The sequence below is a fragment of the Streptomyces sp. NPDC001480 genome, from assembly GCF_042894725.1.
Taxonomy (GTDB): Bacteria; Actinomycetota; Actinomycetes; order Streptomycetales; family Streptomycetaceae; genus Streptomyces.
The window spans coordinates 532,783-551,376 of record NZ_JBIAVX010000002.1 but is presented as its reverse complement, the minus strand read 5'-3'; the positions used below and the strand labels follow the sequence as shown (position 1 = coordinate 551,376).

Sequence of the window (18,594 nt, the reverse complement as noted above, 5' to 3'; positions counted from 1 at the left end):
ACCCGTGCTGATTCGGTGACGCCAGCGCAAACTAACACTGACGATGCCCCTGACATCGAACGGGATGCCGAGGGGCCCTCTGGAGTTGACTTTTCCTACCGACGGGTAACAGACTCGTGTTACCGCTAGTAACATGCACGTGCCGCCGCTGGAGGGGACATGGCCGAGTTCACCATGGAGCTCAACGACGAACAGAAGGAGGTCCGGGACTGGCTGCACGGCTTCGCCGCCGACGTCATCCGGCCCGCGGCCGCCGAATGGGACGAGCGTGAAGAGACTCCCTGGCCGGTCATCCAGGAGGCCGCGAAGGTCGGCATCTACTCCCTCGACTTCTACGCGCAGCAGTACTTCGACCCCACCGGTCTCGGTATCCCGATGGCCATGGAGGAGCTGTTCTGGGGCGACGCGGGCATCGCCCTGTCCATTGTGGGCACCGGCCTCGCCGCCGTGGGCGTTCTCGCCAACGGAACCGAGGAGCAGATCGGCACCTGGATCCCCCAGATGTACGGCGACGCCAATGACGTGAAGGTGGCCGCCTTCTGCTCCTCCGAGCCCGACGCCGGCTCCGACGTGGCCTCCATGCGCACGCGCGCGGTGTACGACGAGGCCAAGGACGAGTGGGTGATCAACGGCACGAAGACCTGGGCGACCAACGGCGGCATCGCCAACGTCCACGTCGTCGTCGCCGTCGTCGATGCGGAGCTGGGCTCCAAGGGCCACGCCTCCTTCATCGTCCCCGCGGGCACGCCGGGCCTCGCGCAGGGCCAGAAGTTCAAGAAGCACGGCATCCGCGCCTCCCACACCGCCGAGGTGATCCTGGACAACGTGCGCGTCCCCGGCTCCTGCCTGCTCGGCGGCAAGGAGAAGCTGGACGAGCGCCTCGCCCGGGCCCGGGAGCGGGCGAGGCAGGGCGGGGAGCGGGTGAAGAACGCGGCGATGGCCACGTTCGAGGCCTCGCGTCCGGCGGTGGGCGCGATGGCGGTGGGCACCGCCCGGGCCGCGTACGAGGTCGCCCTCGACTACGCCAGGACCCGTGAGCAGTTCGGCCGCCCGATCATCGACAACCAGGGCGTCGCCTTCCAGCTCGCGGACATGCGGACGCAGATCGACGCCGCCCGGCTGCTCGTCTGGCGGGCGTCCTGGATGGCGGTCAACGGCAAGCCGTTCACCGCGGCCGAGGGCTCGATGTCGAAGCTGTTCGCCAGCGAGACCGCGAAGACGGTCACCGCCCAGGCGATACAGATCCTCGGCGGCAACGGCTACACCCGCGAGTACCCGGTGGAGCGCATGCACCGCGACGCCGCGATCTACACCATCTTCGAGGGGACGAGCGAGATCCAGCGCCTGGTGATCGCCCGGACGCTCGCCGGGATGCCGATCCGGTAGCCCGCGGCTCACCGGTGCCGCAGGGGCGTGAGCTGCTCGATGTCGTAGCGCTTGCGCAGCGCCTCGATCGCCTCGTGGTCCGGCGGCCCGCCGTTCCCCAGGATCTCGAGCAGCTCCTCGAAGTAGCGCTCGTGGTCCGGGGGCGGGGAGGCCTGGAAGAACATCCTCGCCGGCGCCTCGGTCGGGTTCGCGAACGCGTGCGGGCACCCCGGCGGTACGACGATGACGGTGCCCGGAGTCGCCCGGACCACCCGGTTGCCCGAACTCGACTCCCACCGCTGCCAGTTGTCCGGGGTCCGGATACGCGGCTCGAACGCGAGGACGTCCAGCTCACCCTCCAGCACGTAGAACAACTCCTCGCTGCGGGTGTGCACATGGGCGCCCACGTCGAAGCCCGGCGGGACCTCCACCTCGAAGGTGGAGGCCGTCCGCGAGTGCGTGCCGGTCACCTTGAAGGTCACGCGCTGGGCCGGCGTCTGTACCACCCGGCCGTGGCCGGGTGGTACGAGCAGCCCCTCGGTCGCCGTCATCGGGGCCTCACCACGTCCTGGGTCATGACGTGCCTTCGTTCTCGTTCCAGCGGCCCAGGGTCATCTCCGCGGTGATCCCGGGGCCGAACCCGGCCAGCAGCCCGCGCGCCCGGTGCTCGGCACCCCCCTCGTCGAACAGTCGCCGCAGGGCGTCCAGCACGACGGCGCTGGCGATGTTGCCGTACTCGGTGAGCGTGGCCCGGCTGAAGCGGAACGCGTGCGGTTCGACCTCCAGGAACTTGCTGAGGTCGTCGAGTATTCGGGGACCGCCCGCGTGGATGATGTAGAAGTCCAGGTCGGACGCGTCCCAGCCGTGCGTGCCGGCCAGGGCCTGGAGCGCCGGGGCGAGCGGCTCCATCGTCGCCGGCACCCGCTTGTCCAGCAGGAAGTGGAAGCCGGTGGCCCGGACGTCGTACATGATCCAGTCCTCGGTCTTCGGGATCAGGTACGAGCCGTTGCGTTCGAGCTCCACGCCGTTGCCGCCCCTGCCGCGGACCACGGCGGCGGCGATGCCGTCACCGAACAGGCCGTTGGACAGCAGCGATCCGACGCCGAGGTCGGTGGGCTGGTAGCACAGCGAGCAGAACTCGCACGCCACGATCAGCGCGTTGGCCTGGGGGTAGGCCGTGCAGAAGTCGTGGGCCCGGTTGATCGCGGCGCCACCGGCGGCACAGCCCAACTGGGCTATCGGCATCTGCCTGGTGGTGCTGTCGAAGTCCATCTCGTTGATCAGCCATGCCGTGAGCGAGGGCATCATGAAGCCCGTGCACGAGACGAAGACGATCACGTCGATGTCGCTGGTGAGCAGTTCCGCGTCGTCGAGCGCCCGCTGGATGACCGCGGGGACGCGGGCCTTGGCCTCGGCCTCGTAGAGCTTGTTGCGCTCCTCGAAGCCCGGGTGCTTCAGGGTTTCCTCGATCGGCTGCACGATGTGCCGGGTCTTGACGCCCGTGTTCTCGATCAGCCGGAGAGCCAGCGGCAGCTGTGGGTGGTCCGCGTGGCGGGAGCGCGCCAGCTCCAGCGTCTCCTCCATCGTGATCACGTACTCCGGAACCGACACCGAGGGTCTGCACAAAGTCGCCATGAACCGTGCCTGCTTTCGCCGTCCGGCGGGTTCTCACCCGCCGGTCAGAAGGTGGTTCACCTCAGGGGGTGGTCCATCCACGATCACCCGAGAGAGCGACGATCTCGCGTCGGATTACTCCAGATTGGTGACCCTGACCTACGGCGCACCCCCGCTGCTGTGGGCGATGCACGCGACGTCGATCCGATCGGCCAGCTTCGCCAGCTCGATGGTCAGCGCGGCCACCGTGTCCTCGTCCAGGCCGTCCTCCCCGGCCTCTACGAGACGCAGCCACCGCCCACCGACCGTCCGCAACAGCTTGCTCACTTCGGAGGCAGCCACCTGCAAGGTCCCGCGGTCGTCGACGATCAGAGGCAGAGTCACTTCGCGGTTCACAGACGGGATGGTAGTCGTGCAACCGTCACGCACCCTGCCAAACAGTCGTGATGTTGCAGAACTCCCGGATTCCGTGCCCGGACAGCTCACGTCCGTACCCCGACCTCTTCACACCGCCGAACGGGAACGCCGGGTGGGACGCCGTCATGCCGTTGACGTAGACCCCGCCGGCCTCCAGGTCCCGGGCGAACCGGTCCACCTCGGCCTCGTCACGCGTCCACACGTTCGAACTCAGCCCGAAGGAGGAGTCGTTGGCGATGAGCACCGCCTCGTCCAGGTCACTGGCCCGGTAGAGGGTCGCCACCGGCCCGAACGCCTCCTCGCGGTGGATGCGCAGCTCGCGGGTGACGCCGGCGATGACGGTCGGCGCGTAGTACCAGCCGGGCCCCTCCGGCCGCTCCCCGCCGCACAGCACCTCGGCCCCGCCGCGCCGGGCGTCGTCGACGAGTTCCTCCAGATCGGTCCGCCCCTGCTCGCTGGCGAGCGGCCCCACCTCCGTGTCCTCCTCCAGCGGGTCGCCGACCTTGAGGGCCTTCATGCCCGCGACGAACCGCTCGGCGAAGCGGTCGTAGACGTCGGTGTGCACGATGAACCGCTTCGCGGCGATGCACGACTGCCCGTTGTTCTGCACCCGCGCGGTCACCGCGACCTCGGCGGCGCGGTCGATGTCGGCGGACGGCATCACGACGAACGGGTCGCTGCCGCCCAGCTCCAGCACCGTCTTCTTGATCATCTCCCCGGCGGTGGAGGCGACCGCCCGGCCAGCGGGCTCGCTGCCGGTGAGCGTGGCCGCCTTCACCCGCTCGTCGCGCAGGATGTCGTCGACGGCGCCCGAGCCGATCAGCAGGGTCTGGAAGCAGCCCTCCGTGAAGCCCGCCCGGTGGAACAGGTCCTCCAGGTAGAGCGCGGTCTGCGGCACGTTGGAGGCGTGCTTGAGCAGGCCCACGTTGCCCGCCATCAGGGCCGGGGCCGCGAAGCGGATCACCTGCCACAGCGGGAAGTTCCACGGCATGACCGCGAGCACCGGGCCGAGCGGCCGGTAGCGCACCCGGACGCGGGAGGCACCGGAGTCCTTCACGTCGGACTCCGCGGGCTCCTCGTCCGCCAGCAGCTCCTCGGCGTGTTCGGCGTACCAGCGCATCGCCTTGGCGCACTTCGCGGCCTCCGCGCGGGCCTGCTTGACCGGCTTGCCCATCTCGGTGGTCATGACCCGGCCGATCTCCTGCTGGTCCTCGTCGAGGAGGTCGGCGGCCCTGGTCAGCAGACGGGCGCGTTCCGCGAAGGACGTCGTCCGGTAGGTGCGGAACGTGGCCTCGGCGAGCTGGAGCCGGCGCTCCAGTTCCTCCTCGCCCATGGCCTCGTACGTCTTGAGCGTCTCACCGTTCGCCGGGTTCACCGTCGCGATGGGCATGGCTGACCTCCCTCGGAGCGGGGCCTGATACGACCTTCCCGCGCGGCGGTCGGCGCCGCAACGCGGAGCGGACGTGTCTGTCCGGGCGAGCCGCCGGACGGCTCACCTGGGGTCCGAGTGCTCCGCCAGCCGGTCCAGAAACGCGGCCTGTGCCGTGACGATCAGCGCACGGGCCCGGTCCAGGCCGAACCACGCCACGCGGTCCAGCTCGGGGAACTCCCGCAAGCGGCCCGACCTCGGTGGCCACTCCATGGTGAAGGTGCCGGGCTCGACCGTCTCCGGGTCGAGGTCGGCCTCGACCGCCCAGGCCGTGACGATCTTGCCGCCGGTCTGCCGGACCTCGCCCAGCGCCACGGCCTCCCCGTCGGGCGGCGGCAGGCCCAGCTCCTCCTGGAACTCCCGGCGGGCCGCGTCCCAGGCGGGCTCGTCGGGCTGGTACTCACCCTTGGGGACGGTCCAGGCGCCGGCGTCCTTCTTGCTGAAGTAGGGGCCGCCCATATGGCCGAGCAACACCTCCAGGCCGCCGTTCACGTGCCGGAACAACAGCAGTCCGGCGCTGCGCCTGGGCACGCTCGGGCTCACGGCCTCACCTCCGGGTGCGCGGCCAGCAGCGTCTCGACGGTGTCCGCCTCCTCGGGGCGCTTGTCGTCACGGTAGCGGACGACGCGGGCGAAACGGAGGGTCACGCCGGCCGGGTAACGGGAGGAGCGCTGGAGCCCGTCGTAGGCGATCTCCACCACGAGTTCGGGACGTACGGTCACCCCCCAGCCGTGCTCCCGGACCGCGAGTCCGGCGAGCCGCTCCGTCTGCCAGGTGAGCATCGCGTCGGTCATGCCCTTGAAGGTCTTGCCCAGCATGGCGAAGCCGCCGTCCGGGGTGAGGGCGCCGAGATGCAGGTTGGACAGCTTGCCGGTGCGCCGGCCGTGGCCCCATTCGGCGGCCAGGACGACCAGGTCGAGCGTGTGCACGGGCTTGACCTTCAGCCAGGACGCGCCGCGCCGGCCCGCGCTGTAGGGGGCGTCGAGGGCCTTGAGGACCACGCCCTCGTGGCCGCGGGCGAGGGTGTCGGCGAGGAACCGCTCGGCCTCGGCGACGTCCTCGGGGTTCTTGGGCCCGGACACCAGCGTCCTGCGCACCCGCATCGGCTCGGGCACCAGCCGGGCCAGTTCGGCGTGCCGCTCCGCGAACGGCAGGTCGAGCAGGTCGCGGCCGCCGACCGCGAGCGCGTCGAAGAAGACGGGGGAGACCGGCACCTCCTCGGCGGCCTTCGCCACGTCCACCCGCGAGCCGACCCGGCCCGCCGTCTCCTGGAAGGAGCGGGGCCGCCCGGCCGCGTCGAAGGAGATCACCTCGCCGTCCAGGATGAACCGCTCACCCGCCAACTCCAGCGCGGCCGAGGTCACTTCCGGCAGCCGGTCGGTGATGTCGTCGAGGGTGCGGGTGACCACCCGGATCGCGGCCCCGTCCCGATGGACCTGTACGCGGATGCCGTCCAGTTTCTCCTCCACCGCGCAGGCGCCGAGCTTGTCGACCGCCTCGGCGACCGACGAGGCGCTGTGCGCGAGCATCGGCAGCACCGGCCGGCCGACGGTCAGCCGGAAACGGTCCAGCGCCCCTGGCCCCTCGGCGAGCAGCGCCGCGGCGACCGTCTGGAGCGAACCGGCGAGCATCACCGCCCGCCGTACGTCCGCCGCGTCCGCGCCGGTCGCCCCGGCCAGCCCCTCCACGGCGACCGCGTCCAGGGCGCCCTGCCGCACCTCGCCGGTGATCAGCCCGAGCAGGAAGCGCTGCTCGTCCTCGGTGGCCGCGCCCATCAGCTCGCCGACCAGCCGCGTCCGTTCCGCCTGCGAGCCGGGCCCGGAGACCTTGCCGAGCTCGGTGAGCCGGGCGTCGGTCTGGGCCACGGTGAGGGACGGCTCGGCGGCGGGCGGGACGGGGCGGGAGAGCACCTTCCAGCCGACCCCGAGCCGCCCCTGGGGCAGCCGTCCCGCCAGGTACGGGATGACGATCGGCACGTCGTCCGCCTCCGCCTCCCGGAACAGTTCGGCGAGCAGGGCGGTCTTCCGGGACCGTGCCGAGGTGGCGGCGACCTCGCGGGAGACGTGGGCGAGCCGGGACAGCAGCATGCAGCCATGGTGCTACGGGGCCGCCTGGGCCACACCCCCGCGGCCGCGTCGAGGCCGGCGAACAGCAGCTCGCCGCTGCGCGGTGACCCCGGCCGACCTGCCGCATTGACAAACGCTGTTGCCGGTTCTGCAATAACGCCCATGACGACCGAAGACGTACTGGCCGAGGTGGGTCCGAGGCTCCGGCGCATCCGCAAGGAGCGGGAGGTGACCCTGGCCGCGCTCTCCGAGTCGACCGGGATCTCCGTCAGCACCCTCTCCCGGCTGGAGTCCGGACTGCGCAGGCCCAGCCTCGAACTGCTGCTGCCTATCGCGCAGGCCCATCAGGTGCCGCTGGACGAACTGGTCGGTGCGCCGCCGGTGGGGGATCCGCGGGTGCGGGCCGAGCCGATCGTGCGGGGTGGGCGCACCCACTGGCCGCTGACCAGGCAGCCCGGCGGCTTGCAGGCGTACAAGGTGCTGGAACCGCGGCGGGAGCCGGTCCCGGACCCGCGCACCCACGAGGGCTACGAGTGGCTGTACGTGCTGTCCGGGCGGCTGCGGCTGGTGCTGGGCGAGCACGACGTGGTGCTCACGGCCGGGGAGGCCGCCGAGTTCGACACGCGGGTGCCGCACTGGTTCGGGTCGACGGGGGAGGGGCCGGTGGAGTTCCTCAGCCTGTTCGGTCCGCAGGGGGAGCGGATGCACGTCCGGGCGCGGCCCCGGAAGGCGTGACGCACGCGACTGTTCCCCGAACGGCAAGCGACCGCTTAGTATGCAGTCGACCCCGTCGGACGAAGCAGTCGTGTGGAGGCACCCGCATGCAGGCATGGCAAGTGCACGAGAACGGCGAGCCGAGCGAGGTGATGCGGCTGGCCGAAGTGGAGCGGCCCACGCCCGGCGACGGCCAGGTCCTGCTGAAGGTGCGTGCCGCCAACATCAACTTCCCGGACGTGCTCATGGCCCGGGGCCACTACCAGGTCCGCCCGCCACTGCCCTTCACACCGGGCGTGGAGATCTGCGGCGAGACCGAGGACGGCCGACGCGTGCTCGCCAATCCCGCGCTGCCGTACGGCGGATTCGCCGAGTACGCCGTCGCGGACGCCGCCGCTCTGCTGCCCGCGCCGGACTCGCTGGACGACGCCGAGGCCGCCGCCCTGCACATCGGCTACCAGACGGGGTGGTTCGGCCTGCACCGCCGGGCCGGGCTCGAAGCCGGTGAGACGCTGCTCGTCCACGCTGCCGCAGGAGGGGTCGGCAGCGCGGCCGTGCAGCTCGGCAAGGCGGCCGGCGCCACCGTCATCGGTGTCGTCGGCGGCGCCGACAAGGCCGCCGTCGCCCGCGAGCTGGGCTGCGACGTCGTGATCGACCGCCGTGCCGAGGACGTCGTCGCGGCCGTCAAGGAGGCCACCGGCGGCCGGGGCGCCGACGTGATCTACGACCCGGTCGGCGGTGAGGCGTACACGCAGTCCGCCAAGGTCGTCGCCTTCGAGGGCCGTATCGTGGTCGTGGGCTTCGCCAGCGGCAGCATCCCCAGCCCGGGGCTGAACCACGCACTTGTGAAGAACTACTCGATCCTCGGCCTGCACTGGGGCCTGTACAACACCAAGAACCCCAAGCTGGTCCAGCACTGCCACGAGCAGCTCACCGAGCTGGCCGCCCGGGGCGCGATTCTGCCGTTGGTGAGCGAGCGGGTGCCGCTGGCCGACGCGGCGGCGGCCGTGCAGCGGGTCGGCGACGGGGTCACCATCGGCCGGGTCGCCGTCGTGCCGTCCCTGGAGAACGGAGCCGCAGCATGACCGACGCAGCGGAACTCAAGCGCCGCACAGCCGAGTTGCTGGCCGCACACCCGCCCGCCGACACCGACCGGCTGGACTTCCTGCGGGCCCGGTTCGACGCGGGCCTCGCCTGGGTGCACTACCCGGAGGGCCTCGGCGGACTGGGCGCGCCCCGCTCCCTCCAGGGCGTGGTGGACGCCGAGCTGGAGGCCGTCGGCGCCCCCGACAACGACTCGCGCCGCAACGGGATCGGGCTCGGCATGGCCGCGCCGACGATCCTCAAGTACGGCACCGAGGAGCAGAAGCAGCGGTTCCTGCGGCCGCTGTGGACGGGCGAGGAGGTCTGGTGCCAGCTGTTCAGCGAGCCCGGCGCCGGATCCGACCTGGCCGCACTGGGCACGCGGGCGGTGCGTGAGGGCGACGACTGGGTGGTCAACGGGCAGAAGGTGTGGACGTCCGGCGCACACAACTCCCGCTGGGCCATCCTCATCGCCCGCACCGACCCGGACGTGCCCAAGCATGCCGGCATCACGTACTTCCTGTGCGACATGACCGACCCCGGCGTCGAGGTCCGCCCGCTGCGGCAGATCACCGGCGAGGCCGAGTTCAACGAGGTCTTCCTCACCGACGTCCGCATCCCCGACGCCCACCGCCTCGGCGCGGTCGGCGACGGCTGGCGGGTCGCGCAGACCACGCTGAACAACGAACGCGTCGCCATCGGCGGAATGCGGCTGCCCCGCGAGGGCGGCATGATCGGCCCGGTGTCGAAGACCTGGCGCGAACGCCCCGAACTGCGCACCCACGACCTGCACCAGCGGCTGCTGAAGCTGTGGGTCGAGGCCGAGGTCTCCCGCCTCACCGCCGAACGCCTGCGCCAGCAGCTCGTCGCCGGCCAGCCCGGCCCCGAGGGCGCCGGCATGAAGCTCGCCTTCGCCCGCCTCAACCAGGAGATCAGCGGCCTGGAGGTGGAACTCCGCGGCGAAGAGGGCCTGTTGTACGACGACTGGACCATGCGCCGCCCCGAGCTGGTCGACTTCACCGGCCGCGACGCCGGCTACCGCTACCTCCGCTCCAAGGGCAACAGCATCGAGGGCGGGACCACCGAGGTCCTGCTGAACATCGTCGCCGAGCGCGTCCTGGGCCTGCCCGCCGAGCCGCGCACCGACAAGGACGTCGCGTGGAAGGACCTCGCCCGATGACAACACAGCCCGACCTGCTGTACTCGGAGGAGGAAGAGGCGCTGCGGGCCGCCGTACGGGACCTGCTCGCCGACCACTGCGACGCGCCCGGTGTCATCGCGCGCACCGAGTCCGACGCCCCGCACGACCTCAAGGCCTGGAAGGCCCTCGCCGACGGCATGGGCCTCGCGGGCCTGCTGGTGCCCGAGGAGCGGGGCGGTCAGGGCGCCACGCACCGTGAGGCCGCCGTGGTCCTGGAGGAGCTCGGGCGCGCCGTCGCCCCCGTGCCGTTCCTCACCAGTGCCGTCGTCGCCACCGAGGCACTGCTCGCCTGCGACCTCGCCGACGACCTGCTCGCCGAGCTGGCGTCGGGGCGCAGGACCGCAGCCCTCGCCGTCGCGCTGAACGTCGCTCCGGGCGGCGCCTTCAAGGCCGTACGCCACGACGACGGCATTCTGCACGGGGAGCTGACCGGTATCGCGGACGCGGCCGCCGCCGACGTGCTGCTGGTGCCGGCCGACGACGGCGGACTGTACGCCTTCGACGTCGGCGCCGACGGCGTGACCGTCACGCCGCAGACCTCCTTCGACCTCACCCGGCCGCTCGCGACCGTCACCCTCGACGGGGCGGTCGCCCGCCGGATCGGTGACGCCGAACCCGCCGTACGCCGCGCCCTGCGCGCCGGGGCCGGGCTCCTCGCTTCCGAGCAACTGGGGCTGGCGGACTGGACGCTGACGGAAACGGTGCGCTACCTCAAGGAGCGCAAGCAGTTCAACCGGCCCGTCGGCGGCTTCCAGGCGCTCAAGCACCGGCTCGCCCAGCTGTGGCTGGAGGTCGTCAACCTCCGCGCCGCCGCCCGCAACGCGGCCGACGCGCTGGCGACCGGTGAGGACATCGACGTGGCGGTCGCCGTGGCCCAGGCGTACGCGGCGCCGGTCGCCGTCCACGCCGCCGAGGAGGCGCTCCAGCTGCACGCCGGTATCGGCATGACCTGGGAGCACCCCGTCCACCTGTACCTGAAGCGGGCCAAGGCCGACTCGATCGCCTACGGCACGGCGGGCGCCCACCGTGCCGCGGTGGCCGAACTGGTCGACCTGCAAGCCCCCTGACGTACAGCAGGAAGAGCCCGCCCCACTTGGGGCGGGCTTTTTCGTGTGCCCGGCGGCGGGCGGTGAACAGACATGGGCAGTCCGGCCAACTCCTGCCGGGTTCAGGTCTTTTGGGAGCTCAAGGACCCCATACTCACTGAGATCCCACAGGCCCTCACAGGGAGGCATGACATGGCCCCCACCACCCGTCGCAGAGCCCTCACCACCCTCGGCGCCGCCCTCGCGGGTCCGCTCGCCCTGCCCGGCACGCAGGCGTCGGCGGTGCGGCGGACGCACGGCCCGCGCCCGCTGTGGCGTGCCCACGCGCACAACGACTACGAGCACCCCCGTCCCCTCTTCGACGCCCTCGACCACCGCTTCGGCAGCGTCGAGGCCGACATCTTCCTCGTCGGCGACCAGTTGCTCATCGGCCACGACGCCACCGAGCTCGACCCGTCCCGCACCCTGGAGTCCCTCTACCTCGACCCGCTCGCCGCCCGCGTGAAGGCCAACCACGGTTCGGTCTACCGCGGTCGGCGCAGGCCGCTGCAGCTCCTCATCGACATCAAGACCGAGGGTTCCTCGACGTATCTCGAACTCGACCGCCACCTCCTGCGCCACAAGCACCTGTTCACCACGTTCGCCCATGGACGCGTCCGCCCCGGTCCCGTCACCGCCGTGATCTCCGGTGACCGCGCCGCCCGCACCCCCATGGAGACGCAGAGCGTGCGCCGGGCCTTCTACGACGGCCGGCTCACCGACCTCGGCAGCGCGGCGCCCGCCTCCTTCATCCCGTTGATCAGTGACAACTGGACGCTCAACTTCAGCTGGCTGGGCGACGGTCCGTTCCCGGACGCCGAGCGGCTAAAGCTGCGGAGCATCATCGCGGACGCGCACGCCCGGGGGCAGCGGGTGCGGTTCTGGGCCACCCCCGACACGGCCGGTCCGGCGCGGGACGCGCTGTGGACGGAGCTGCTCGCCGCCGGCGTCGACTACTTCAACACCGACGACCTCGCGGGGCTGGAGGCATTCCTGGACGCCCACCCGAACGCGTAAACATCACACGAACGGCGGACATGTCAGCCCACAGGACGAACCCTCCGCTACGCCACACTTACGGGCGAAAGCCGCGATGTGGATGTGGCGGAGGAGGTTCGCGATGGCCGTTTCCATCTCTGTGGTGCTGCTGTTCCTGATCATGGCGGTGATCTTCATTCGCAACGGCGCACTGAAGATCTCCCATGCCCTGGTCTGTGCCCTGCTCGGCTTCTACCTGGCCAGCACGAGCATGGCGCCCACCATCCACAGCGGACTGGCCGCGACCGCCGAACTGGTCGGCAGCCTACGGCCGTGAGCCGCCGGCGCGTCAGGGCGCCGAGAACACCCCGATGCCGTTGGGTACGGGGCGCTCTGCGCCACCGCTCGGGTGGTTGCGCACCGACACCGCGGTGGCGCCCGGCTCGCGCGCGACCAGCTCGGTCGAGCCGCCACCGTCCAGGCTGAAGGCGTCGACCGAGCCCAACGCCCGCATCTCGTCGGCTACTTCGGCGATCGTCAGACCACTGCGGTAGTCCGGCGCGCCGTCGAGCGCCAGCAGCAGCAGCCGGCGGCCGCCGCCCGCGATGCCCACGGCCGTCCGCACCGCCGAGGTGACGCGGTCAAGCCCGGACAGCGGCTGCCCGCCCCGCAGCACCGGATAGCCGCCCAGCGCGAAGCGGTACCGGACCCCGGAGGTGGACGCCACCAGCCGGTACCGCACGCTCACCCGCTTGCCCGTGGAGAGCTTCCGCAGCCGCTGCGCGCCCGCCTCCCGGCCGACCAGCACCGTGGTGCCCGCCGCGATGGGACCGCTGCCGGGCTTGTCGGAGGCCGACACCACCCGCCCGTGACGAACCGTCACCTCGTAGGTGTCCGCGCTGCACGGGGCCGCCCGGTCGGTGTCCGTACCGCAGGTGGCGCGGACCCTCGAGGCGCTGCCCCACCGCGCGGTGAACGCGCCGACGGAGTCCACCGGCAACGCGTACTGGTTGAGCCCGCCGAGCGGCAGCCGCCCCACGGGCGTGCCCACGGCGCCTTCGAGGCGGAGCCGGTCCAGGCGGGCCCGCCGGTCGGTGCCCACGCCGAGGACGTCCTCGGTGGTCGTGCCGGGTGGCAGCGCGGGGCCGAACCGCTGCCCGTCCGGCACCGCCCCCTTGAGCACCCGGCCGTGTGCGATCGCCGGTCCCACCGTGGCGCCCGTCGCCTCGACGCCCGGGTGCTGGGTCTCGTTGATGTTGAAGAAGTCGCCGTTGACGGCCGCGACCGCGCCCGCCGTGTCGGCCAGCTGGGAGACGGGGGCGCGGGCGGCCACCGCGCCCGGGTGGAGCAGGTCCAGGTGTACGTGTTTGTCGCGCAGGTCCACGGTCAGCAGATGGGCGTGGGTCATGCCCTTGACGGCCGGGAGGTCGAACTGCTCGTAGGTGACGCCCGGCGCGATCTCGGTGCCGGTGCCCCGCACGGCGGCGGCCGGTGCCGCTCCCGTCAGGGCGGCACCGGCCAGCACACCGAACGCCGTGAGAACCGTGCCGACCGCTCTGCCCGTCGCGTACCGTTTCCGACGACGCGTCACTGTCCCCCCTGATGTCACGTCAAATATCCCAGGACTCGGGGGAAGTGCACCAGACCGCGGTGTCCGGCGAGGTCGCTACGCGTCGACTACGCGAGAACGGGTGAGAAAACGCACCCCCTCGGGTGCCTCCAGGGAGAATCCGCTGCCCCGTCCGGGTACCACGTCCACGATCAGCCGGGTGTGGCTCCACACCTCGTGCTGGCTCCTCGACATCCAGAAGGTCACCGGCTCTTCGACGCCCTCGACCGTCAGTTCGGCCAGCAGCACGTCGGAGTCGCCGGTGCGGAACTCGCCGTCCGGGTAGCACATGGGCGCGCTGCCGTCGCAGCAGCCGCCGGACTGGTGGAACATCAGCGGTCCGTGCTCGGCGCGCAGTCGGCGCAGCAGGTCGGCGGCCTGCGGGGTGAGTTCGACGCGTGGCGCCGTCTGTTCCTGGTCCATGGTCACCGTCCCGGAGCCTGGGAGAGCTGGCTGACGCCCCAGTCTCACGGCTCGTCGGGCAGGCGTCCAGGGGCGGTCCGCGCGTGCTCGGCCACCGCGATCGTCCCCTGGGCCACGGCGCACAGGGTCTCCCGGCCCTCCGCGTCGGCCGTGAACACGTCGCACCGGCAGACGGCGAGGGTGCGACCGGCCCGGACCACCTCGGCCCGGGCCCGCAGGATCGTTCCCCGGGCCGGGCGGAGGTAGTCGATGGTGTAGCCGGCGGTGATCAGCCGGGGGCCGAGCACGGAGCCCGCGGCGAAGGTCAGGGTGTTGTCCGCCGCGTAGCCGAGGACGCCGCCGTGCACGAAGCCGTACTGCTGGAGCAGTTCGGCGCGGATGTCCAGTTCGAGCTCCGCCGAGCCGTCGCCGAACGCCGTCAGCCGGGTGCCGAGCAGCACGCTGAAGGGCTGCCCGGCCAGGGCTTTCCGGGCGCTTTCCAGTTCCAGGGTCTCCACGGTCGCCACGGGCTCCCTCGCGGTGCGGTTATCACTTCACTAGTGAAGTCAGGCTGGCGCGGGCACGGCCCGTCTGTCAAGATCGGCCCATGTCCGAGCCGCCCGACCAGCGCCTGTTCTTCCTGTTGCAGCGCGCCGCGCACCAGTTGCGCACCGCCGCCGACCGGCGCTGCCTGGCCGCCGCGGGGATCACCACGGCCCAGCTCGGCGCGCTGTACGCGGTGCGCGACACCCCGGGGGTGACCCAGGGGGAGCTCGCCCGCACGCTGGGCCTCGGGGAGCCCGCCGTCACGGCGCTGGTCCGGCGGCTCACCACGGCCGGGCTGCTGGCCAGGAACCCGCACCCGCGTGAACACCGGGCCGTCGCCCTGGAACTGACCGGCGCCGGGCAGGCCGCCCTGACCGCCGCGCAGCCCGAGGCCGACCGGTTCAACGCCGAACTCCGCCGCGTGCTGGGCGACGACGGATTCAGCCGGACCGCCGCCGCACTGCACCGGCTCGCGGACTGGGACGTCGCAGGCCCCTGAGCGCTCGCGTCCGGGTCAGCCTCCGGGCGGCGGGACCGGCTTCGTCAGTCCGGGTCGGCCCACCGGGCCCCGTCCGCCGGGCCGGGCAGGTCCGGGCGGCAGCCGGGATCTGGTTTCCGCCGCAGCCGGACGCCGGCGTGCAGCACCGCGTCCGCGGGCACGGGACGGGAGCGCCGGCCCGTCAGGGTCCACAGGGACCGTTGGTGTGGACGGCGACGGCGGCGAAGTCCGCCCGAGCCCTTGTGGACATGCTGATGGAGCAACTGCCGTTCTGGTCAGCGGGCGAGCGGGCCGGACGCGGTGTGCCGCCCGGGGGCGATCTGCCTCGCGAACGCCTCCAGCGCGACCGGGCTGTCCGGTGGCAGGACCGCCATCTTGCCCTGTTCCTCCGCCTCGGCCAGGGCGTGCGCCGCCTCGCTGCCCTCGGACACGAAGGCCAGCCGTACGTGCCCGTCGCCGGAGCCGCGCCGGTCCACCGGGGCCACGGCGCCATGGGTTCCGTCGGGCAGGGTGACCCACAGCTGGAAGTCGTCGAACCGGATGTAGTCCGCGCTCTTCACCGGCCACGGGTAATGGTGTTCACCGGGCGGCACGGTGGGCAGGATCGCCTGGTGGTCGGCGTGGCTGAGCGGCACGCACGAGTTGAACAGGGAGTCGGTCCACGCCTCGACGCCCTTGGCGTCCTTCACCGGGGTGCGCAGCAGTTCCTCGGCGTCCTCGTACCCCAGTGCCGCCAGCGCGGGCAGGGTCAGAGGGAAGGCGTCGACGAGTTCGGCGGCCTCCTGCCTCAGCCGGTCCACCTTCGCGGGGTCGGCGCAGAACTGCATGCTCCACTCGATCCCGACCCGGGCCCGGTACATCCGCCAGCCGCGGGCTCCCTTCACCCACAGGCTGCCCCCGTGGTGCATCTCCCAGTGCTCGGTACCCACCGGACGCGGCCCGTAAGGCAGTTCCTCGTCCGCGGCCTCGGCGAGGATCTTGTGCGCCGTGCGTTTCGCGGCCTTGAAGAAATCGGAGTCGAAACGCGGGGGGTGGTCGACGAGACGTATCTTCCACGGATGGTTCTCGGACTCGACGCCGCCCGGCCGTACGTCGGCCATGGCTGACCTCCTCGGCAGAGTCCCCCTCCTTCATCCCCTGCCTCCATCGTGCGCCGCTCACCGGCCCGCCGCGACCCGGGGCCGGAAGGCTCAGGTGCCGGTGCCGAGCGGCCGGGGTTCCGCGGCACAGTGCGCCACGTACAGCCGTACCGCGTCGTGCAACCGGTAGCGGATCGCGCCGTCCCGCCCGGCCCCGGCGACATGGATCATCTGGCGGTGGAGCAGGTCCTCGAGGAGGTCGACGGCGAGGTCCGGGGATGGTGTCACCCGGGCCAGCATGTCGTCCACGCCGAAGTCGCCCCGCACGGGCTGGAGTCGTCGCAGCGACTCCTTGAGCGGGGGTGGCAGCAACCGGTGGTAGGCCGTCACGCTCGCCCGCAGCGACAGGTCCCCGACCCGCAGGAACGGGACGCGGGCCCGCTCGTCGGCGAGACGGTCCGCCAGGTCGCGCAGGGACCGGTGCGGCCGGGCCGTGAGCCACAGACCGGCGATGTGCAGGGCCAGCGGCAGCCCGGCGCAGGAGCGCAGGATGCTCAGGGCGGCGGACCGTTCCGCCCGGGTGCGCGCGACCCCGACCAGGTCCTCCAGCGCCCGGTGGGCGTCCGGTTGCGCCAGGGCGCCGACCTGGTGACGTAACTGCCCTGCGAGCGCGGGCAGTTCGCGCCGCGCGGCCACCAGGACGGCGCTGCGCACCTCGTCCACGAGCAACGGGCGGACCTGCGCCTCGCTGTCGACGTTGTCGAGGACGACGAGGACGCGGCGCCTGCTCAGCGCGTCCCGCAGCCGGGCGGCGGCCTCCTCCGCGCTGTCCGCGGTCGACGTCACGCCGAGGGAGCGCAGGACGCGGCGCACGACCGCGTCCGGGGTGACGGGGAGGGAGGAGGCGGGACGCAGGTCCACGAAGACCTGCCCGTCGGGGAAACGGCCGCGCACGCCGTGGGCGGCCCGCAGGACCAGTGAGGTCTTGCCCGCGCCGGGCGGTCCCACGACGACGGCCGGCCCGGTGGTCCCGCGGCGCTCCTCCCCGGCGAGACGGCCCTTCAGTGAGGCGATGAGCGCTTCCCTTCCGGCGAGCCGGTGACGGGGTGCCGCGGGGAGTTCCGCGGGCACCGGACCGGCCACCGGACCGGCCGGACCGCAGGGGCGCGGCGACATCGGCAGCCGTCCGGGCGGCAGGCCGAGGGCCCGGGCGAGCAGGAGCAGGGACTGTTTGCGGGGCCGGGCGGTGTGGCCGGTCTCGAGGTTGCGGATCGCCCGCACACTCAGTCCCGAACGCTCCGCCAGTCCCTCCTGCGTGAGGCCCAGCGCCTCACGCGCGTCGACCAGAGCTGCCGCGAGCGTCTCCGGGGTCGGCGTTTCGGTCACGACAAGCCCATCTTGTTGTGCGGTCCCGGTCGGGGGTGCGTCAACCGTGTCCTGTTGCTGTGCGGTCCCGGCCGGTCGCCGTGCGGTCCCGGCCGGGCAATGCGTCAACCATGTCCCGCTGTTGTGAGGTTCCGGTCAGGGCCGAGTCAGCCGTGCCCTCGGCCCCGGTCCGCGGGACGCATCAGCGCGGCCACGAACTTGTACCGGGAGCCGCGGTACACTGAGCGGACCCACTCCACCGGGGTGCCGTCGGCGTCCCGGGAGTGCCGGGAGAGCAGCAGCATCGGCAGCCCCACGTCGGTGGCCAGGAGCCCGGCCTCGCGCGGTGTCGCCAGGGAGGTCTCGATCGTCTCCTCGGCCTCCGCGAGCCGCACTCCGTACACCTCGGCGAGGGCCGTGTACAGAGAGCCGCAGGTGTTCAGCGACTGCCTGAGGCCCGGGAAGCGGCGCGCGGACAGGTGCGTGGTCTCGATCGCCATGGGCTCGCCGCTGGCCAGCCGCAGCCGTTCGATGCGCAGCACCTTGTCGCCCACGCCGATCCCGAGCAGTTCCGCCAGCTTCGCGTCCGCGGCGACATGGCCGATGTCCAGCATCTGCGAGGCGGGGTCCAGGCCCTGGGCCCGCATGTCCTCGGTGTGCGAGGTGAGCCGGAGCGTGCGGTACAGCTTCGGCCGGGCGACGAACGTGCCCTTGCCCTGGATGCGGTCCAGCCGTCCCTCGCCCACGAGTTCCTGCAACGCCTGCCGGACGGTGGTGCGCGAGGTGTCGAACCGTACCGCGAGCAGCCGTTCGGCGGGCATGGCCGAGCCGGGTCTGAGGGCCTCGGTGATCTCGAGGATCTGCTGCTTGATGCGGTAGTACTTCGGCACGCGCGCGCCGCGCCCGGGCGTCCCCCCGCGGTGGGCGCTGCTGACGTCGATGGTCATGGCCTGCCTTCCCGGCTCACTCGGCGGTCTCCCGTTATAGCCCCCAACTGCCCTATGGTCTAGTCCAACCAGAGAGGCGCCGCGCATGCCGCGCGGGCGGCCCGCCGGCCGTCCGGTGACTTTCTCGTAACGGACCGCACGGCTTCCCGAACCACCCTTGACACCCCTAAAGGTCTAGGCCAAGCTCCACCGTAC

The 18,594-nt window shown here is 72.1% G+C and carries 19 protein-coding genes and 1 pseudogene; 8 read left to right on the top strand and 12 right to left on the bottom strand.

Annotation, left to right across the window (positions count from 1 at the left end):
* Nucleotides 1-159: 159 nt before the first annotated feature.
* Nucleotides 160-1,386: an acyl-CoA dehydrogenase family protein gene (locus ACFY01_RS06420; RefSeq protein ID WP_390734491.1), complete on the top strand. Its 1,227-nt coding sequence runs from the start codon at nucleotides 160-162 to the stop codon at nucleotides 1,384-1,386.
* An 8-nt stretch (nucleotides 1,387-1,394) separates the two neighbouring features.
* Here the strand turns inward: ACFY01_RS06420 and ACFY01_RS06415 are convergent, their stop codons facing one another.
* The 6 genes and pseudogenes from ACFY01_RS06415 to ACFY01_RS06390 form a co-directional block, all read right to left on the bottom strand.
* On the bottom strand, nucleotides 1,395-1,916 hold the full coding sequence (locus tag ACFY01_RS06415; RefSeq protein WP_390734490.1) for a cupin domain-containing protein: 522 nt from the start codon (nucleotides 1,914-1,916) through the stop codon (nucleotides 1,395-1,397).
* 22 nt (nucleotides 1,917-1,938) lie between these two features.
* A pseudogene (locus ACFY01_RS06410) lies at nucleotides 1,939-3,006 on the bottom strand (type III polyketide synthase); the annotation flags it as partial.
* Nucleotides 3,007-3,138: 132 nt separating this feature from the next.
* Nucleotides 3,139-3,375 (bottom strand): DUF6213 family protein, encoded by a 237-nt coding sequence (locus tag ACFY01_RS06405; RefSeq protein WP_132854892.1) that lies wholly within the window; start codon nucleotides 3,373-3,375, stop codon nucleotides 3,139-3,141.
* Nucleotides 3,376-3,400: 25 nt separating this feature from the next.
* A complete protein-coding gene (locus ACFY01_RS06400) occupies nucleotides 3,401-4,786 on the bottom strand; it encodes an NADP-dependent succinic semialdehyde dehydrogenase (RefSeq protein WP_390734489.1) in 1,386 nt (461 codons plus the stop codon).
* Nucleotides 4,787-4,888: 102 nt separating this feature from the next.
* Nucleotides 4,889-5,368, bottom strand: coding sequence for an NUDIX domain-containing protein (locus tag ACFY01_RS06395; RefSeq protein WP_390734488.1), 480 nt, complete (start codon nucleotides 5,366-5,368; stop codon nucleotides 4,889-4,891).
* On the bottom strand, nucleotides 5,365-6,912 hold the full coding sequence (locus tag ACFY01_RS06390) for an ATP-dependent DNA ligase (RefSeq protein ID WP_390734487.1): 1,548 nt from the start codon (nucleotides 6,910-6,912) through the stop codon (nucleotides 5,365-5,367). Before ACFY01_RS06390 ends, ACFY01_RS06395 begins: the two co-directional genes overlap by 4 nt.
* A 141-nt stretch (nucleotides 6,913-7,053) precedes the next feature.
* Here ACFY01_RS06390 and ACFY01_RS06385 point away from each other — a divergent pair, with 141 nt between their 5' ends.
* The 6 genes from ACFY01_RS06385 (at nucleotide 7,054) to ACFY01_RS06360 (ending at nucleotide 12,289) form a co-directional block, all read left to right on the top strand.
* Nucleotides 7,054-7,626 carry a helix-turn-helix domain-containing protein gene (locus ACFY01_RS06385; RefSeq protein ID WP_390734486.1) on the top strand — a complete coding sequence of 191 codons (573 nt, stop codon included), beginning with the start codon at nucleotides 7,054-7,056 and terminating at the stop codon, nucleotides 7,624-7,626.
* 86 nt (nucleotides 7,627-7,712) lie between these two features.
* On the top strand, nucleotides 7,713-8,690 hold the full coding sequence (locus ACFY01_RS06380; RefSeq protein WP_390734485.1) for an NADPH:quinone oxidoreductase family protein: 978 nt from the start codon (nucleotides 7,713-7,715) through the stop codon (nucleotides 8,688-8,690).
* Nucleotides 8,687-9,868: an acyl-CoA dehydrogenase family protein gene (locus tag ACFY01_RS06375; RefSeq protein ID WP_390734484.1), complete on the top strand. Its 1,182-nt coding sequence runs from the start codon at nucleotides 8,687-8,689 to the stop codon at nucleotides 9,866-9,868. Before ACFY01_RS06380 ends, ACFY01_RS06375 begins: the two co-directional genes overlap by 4 nt.
* The gene (locus ACFY01_RS06370; protein ID WP_390734483.1) at nucleotides 9,865-10,956 is read left to right on the top strand and encodes an acyl-CoA dehydrogenase family protein; all 1,092 of its coding nucleotides are present in this window, start codon (nucleotides 9,865-9,867) and stop codon (nucleotides 10,954-10,956) included. The genes ACFY01_RS06375 and ACFY01_RS06370 overlap by 4 nt, the downstream gene beginning before the upstream one ends.
* A gap of 171 nt (nucleotides 10,957-11,127) precedes the next feature.
* Nucleotides 11,128-11,991 (top strand): phosphatidylinositol-specific phospholipase C/glycerophosphodiester phosphodiesterase family protein, encoded by an 864-nt coding sequence (locus ACFY01_RS06365; protein WP_390734482.1) that lies wholly within the window; start codon nucleotides 11,128-11,130, stop codon nucleotides 11,989-11,991.
* Between the two features lie 103 nt (nucleotides 11,992-12,094).
* Complete coding sequence (locus tag ACFY01_RS06360) at nucleotides 12,095-12,289, top strand: hypothetical protein (protein WP_132854882.1); 195 nt, start codon at nucleotides 12,095-12,097, stop codon at nucleotides 12,287-12,289.
* Nucleotides 12,290-12,301: 12 nt separating this feature from the next.
* Here ACFY01_RS06360 and ACFY01_RS06355 read toward each other — a convergent pair whose 3' ends face one another.
* The 3 genes from ACFY01_RS06355 to ACFY01_RS06345 all read right to left on the bottom strand — a co-directional run bounded on the left by ACFY01_RS06355 (nucleotide 12,302) and on the right by ACFY01_RS06345 (nucleotide 14,481).
* Nucleotides 12,302-13,543: a phosphodiester glycosidase family protein gene (locus ACFY01_RS06355; protein ID WP_390734481.1), complete on the bottom strand. Its 1,242-nt coding sequence runs from the start codon at nucleotides 13,541-13,543 to the stop codon at nucleotides 12,302-12,304.
* A gap of 75 nt (nucleotides 13,544-13,618) precedes the next feature.
* Nucleotides 13,619-13,984: a DUF779 domain-containing protein gene (locus ACFY01_RS06350; protein ID WP_390734480.1), complete on the bottom strand. Its 366-nt coding sequence runs from the start codon at nucleotides 13,982-13,984 to the stop codon at nucleotides 13,619-13,621.
* A 44-nt stretch (nucleotides 13,985-14,028) separates the two neighbouring features.
* Nucleotides 14,029-14,481, bottom strand: coding sequence for a PaaI family thioesterase (locus tag ACFY01_RS06345; protein ID WP_390734678.1), 453 nt, complete (start codon nucleotides 14,479-14,481; stop codon nucleotides 14,029-14,031).
* Between the two features lie 89 nt (nucleotides 14,482-14,570).
* Here ACFY01_RS06345 and ACFY01_RS06340 point away from each other — a divergent pair, with 89 nt between their 5' ends.
* Nucleotides 14,571-15,008: a MarR family winged helix-turn-helix transcriptional regulator gene (locus ACFY01_RS06340; RefSeq protein ID WP_390734479.1), complete on the top strand. Its 438-nt coding sequence runs from the start codon at nucleotides 14,571-14,573 to the stop codon at nucleotides 15,006-15,008.
* Between the two features lie 275 nt (nucleotides 15,009-15,283).
* Here ACFY01_RS06340 and ACFY01_RS06335 read toward each other — a convergent pair whose 3' ends face one another.
* The 3 genes from ACFY01_RS06335 to ACFY01_RS06325 all read right to left on the bottom strand — a co-directional run bounded on the left by ACFY01_RS06335 (nucleotide 15,284) and on the right by ACFY01_RS06325 (nucleotide 18,399).
* Entirely contained in the window at nucleotides 15,284-16,108 is an 825-nt protein-coding gene (locus ACFY01_RS06335) for a DUF6424 family protein (protein ID WP_390734478.1), read from the bottom strand.
* A 90-nt stretch (nucleotides 16,109-16,198) separates the two neighbouring features.
* Nucleotides 16,199-17,473 carry an NB-ARC domain-containing protein gene (locus ACFY01_RS06330; RefSeq protein ID WP_390734477.1) on the bottom strand — a complete coding sequence of 425 codons (1,275 nt, stop codon included), beginning with the start codon at nucleotides 17,471-17,473 and terminating at the stop codon, nucleotides 16,199-16,201.
* Nucleotides 17,474-17,619: 146 nt separating this feature from the next.
* Complete coding sequence (locus ACFY01_RS06325; protein ID WP_390734476.1) at nucleotides 17,620-18,399, bottom strand: GntR family transcriptional regulator; 780 nt, start codon at nucleotides 18,397-18,399, stop codon at nucleotides 17,620-17,622.
* Nucleotides 18,400-18,594 lie beyond the last annotated feature (195 nt).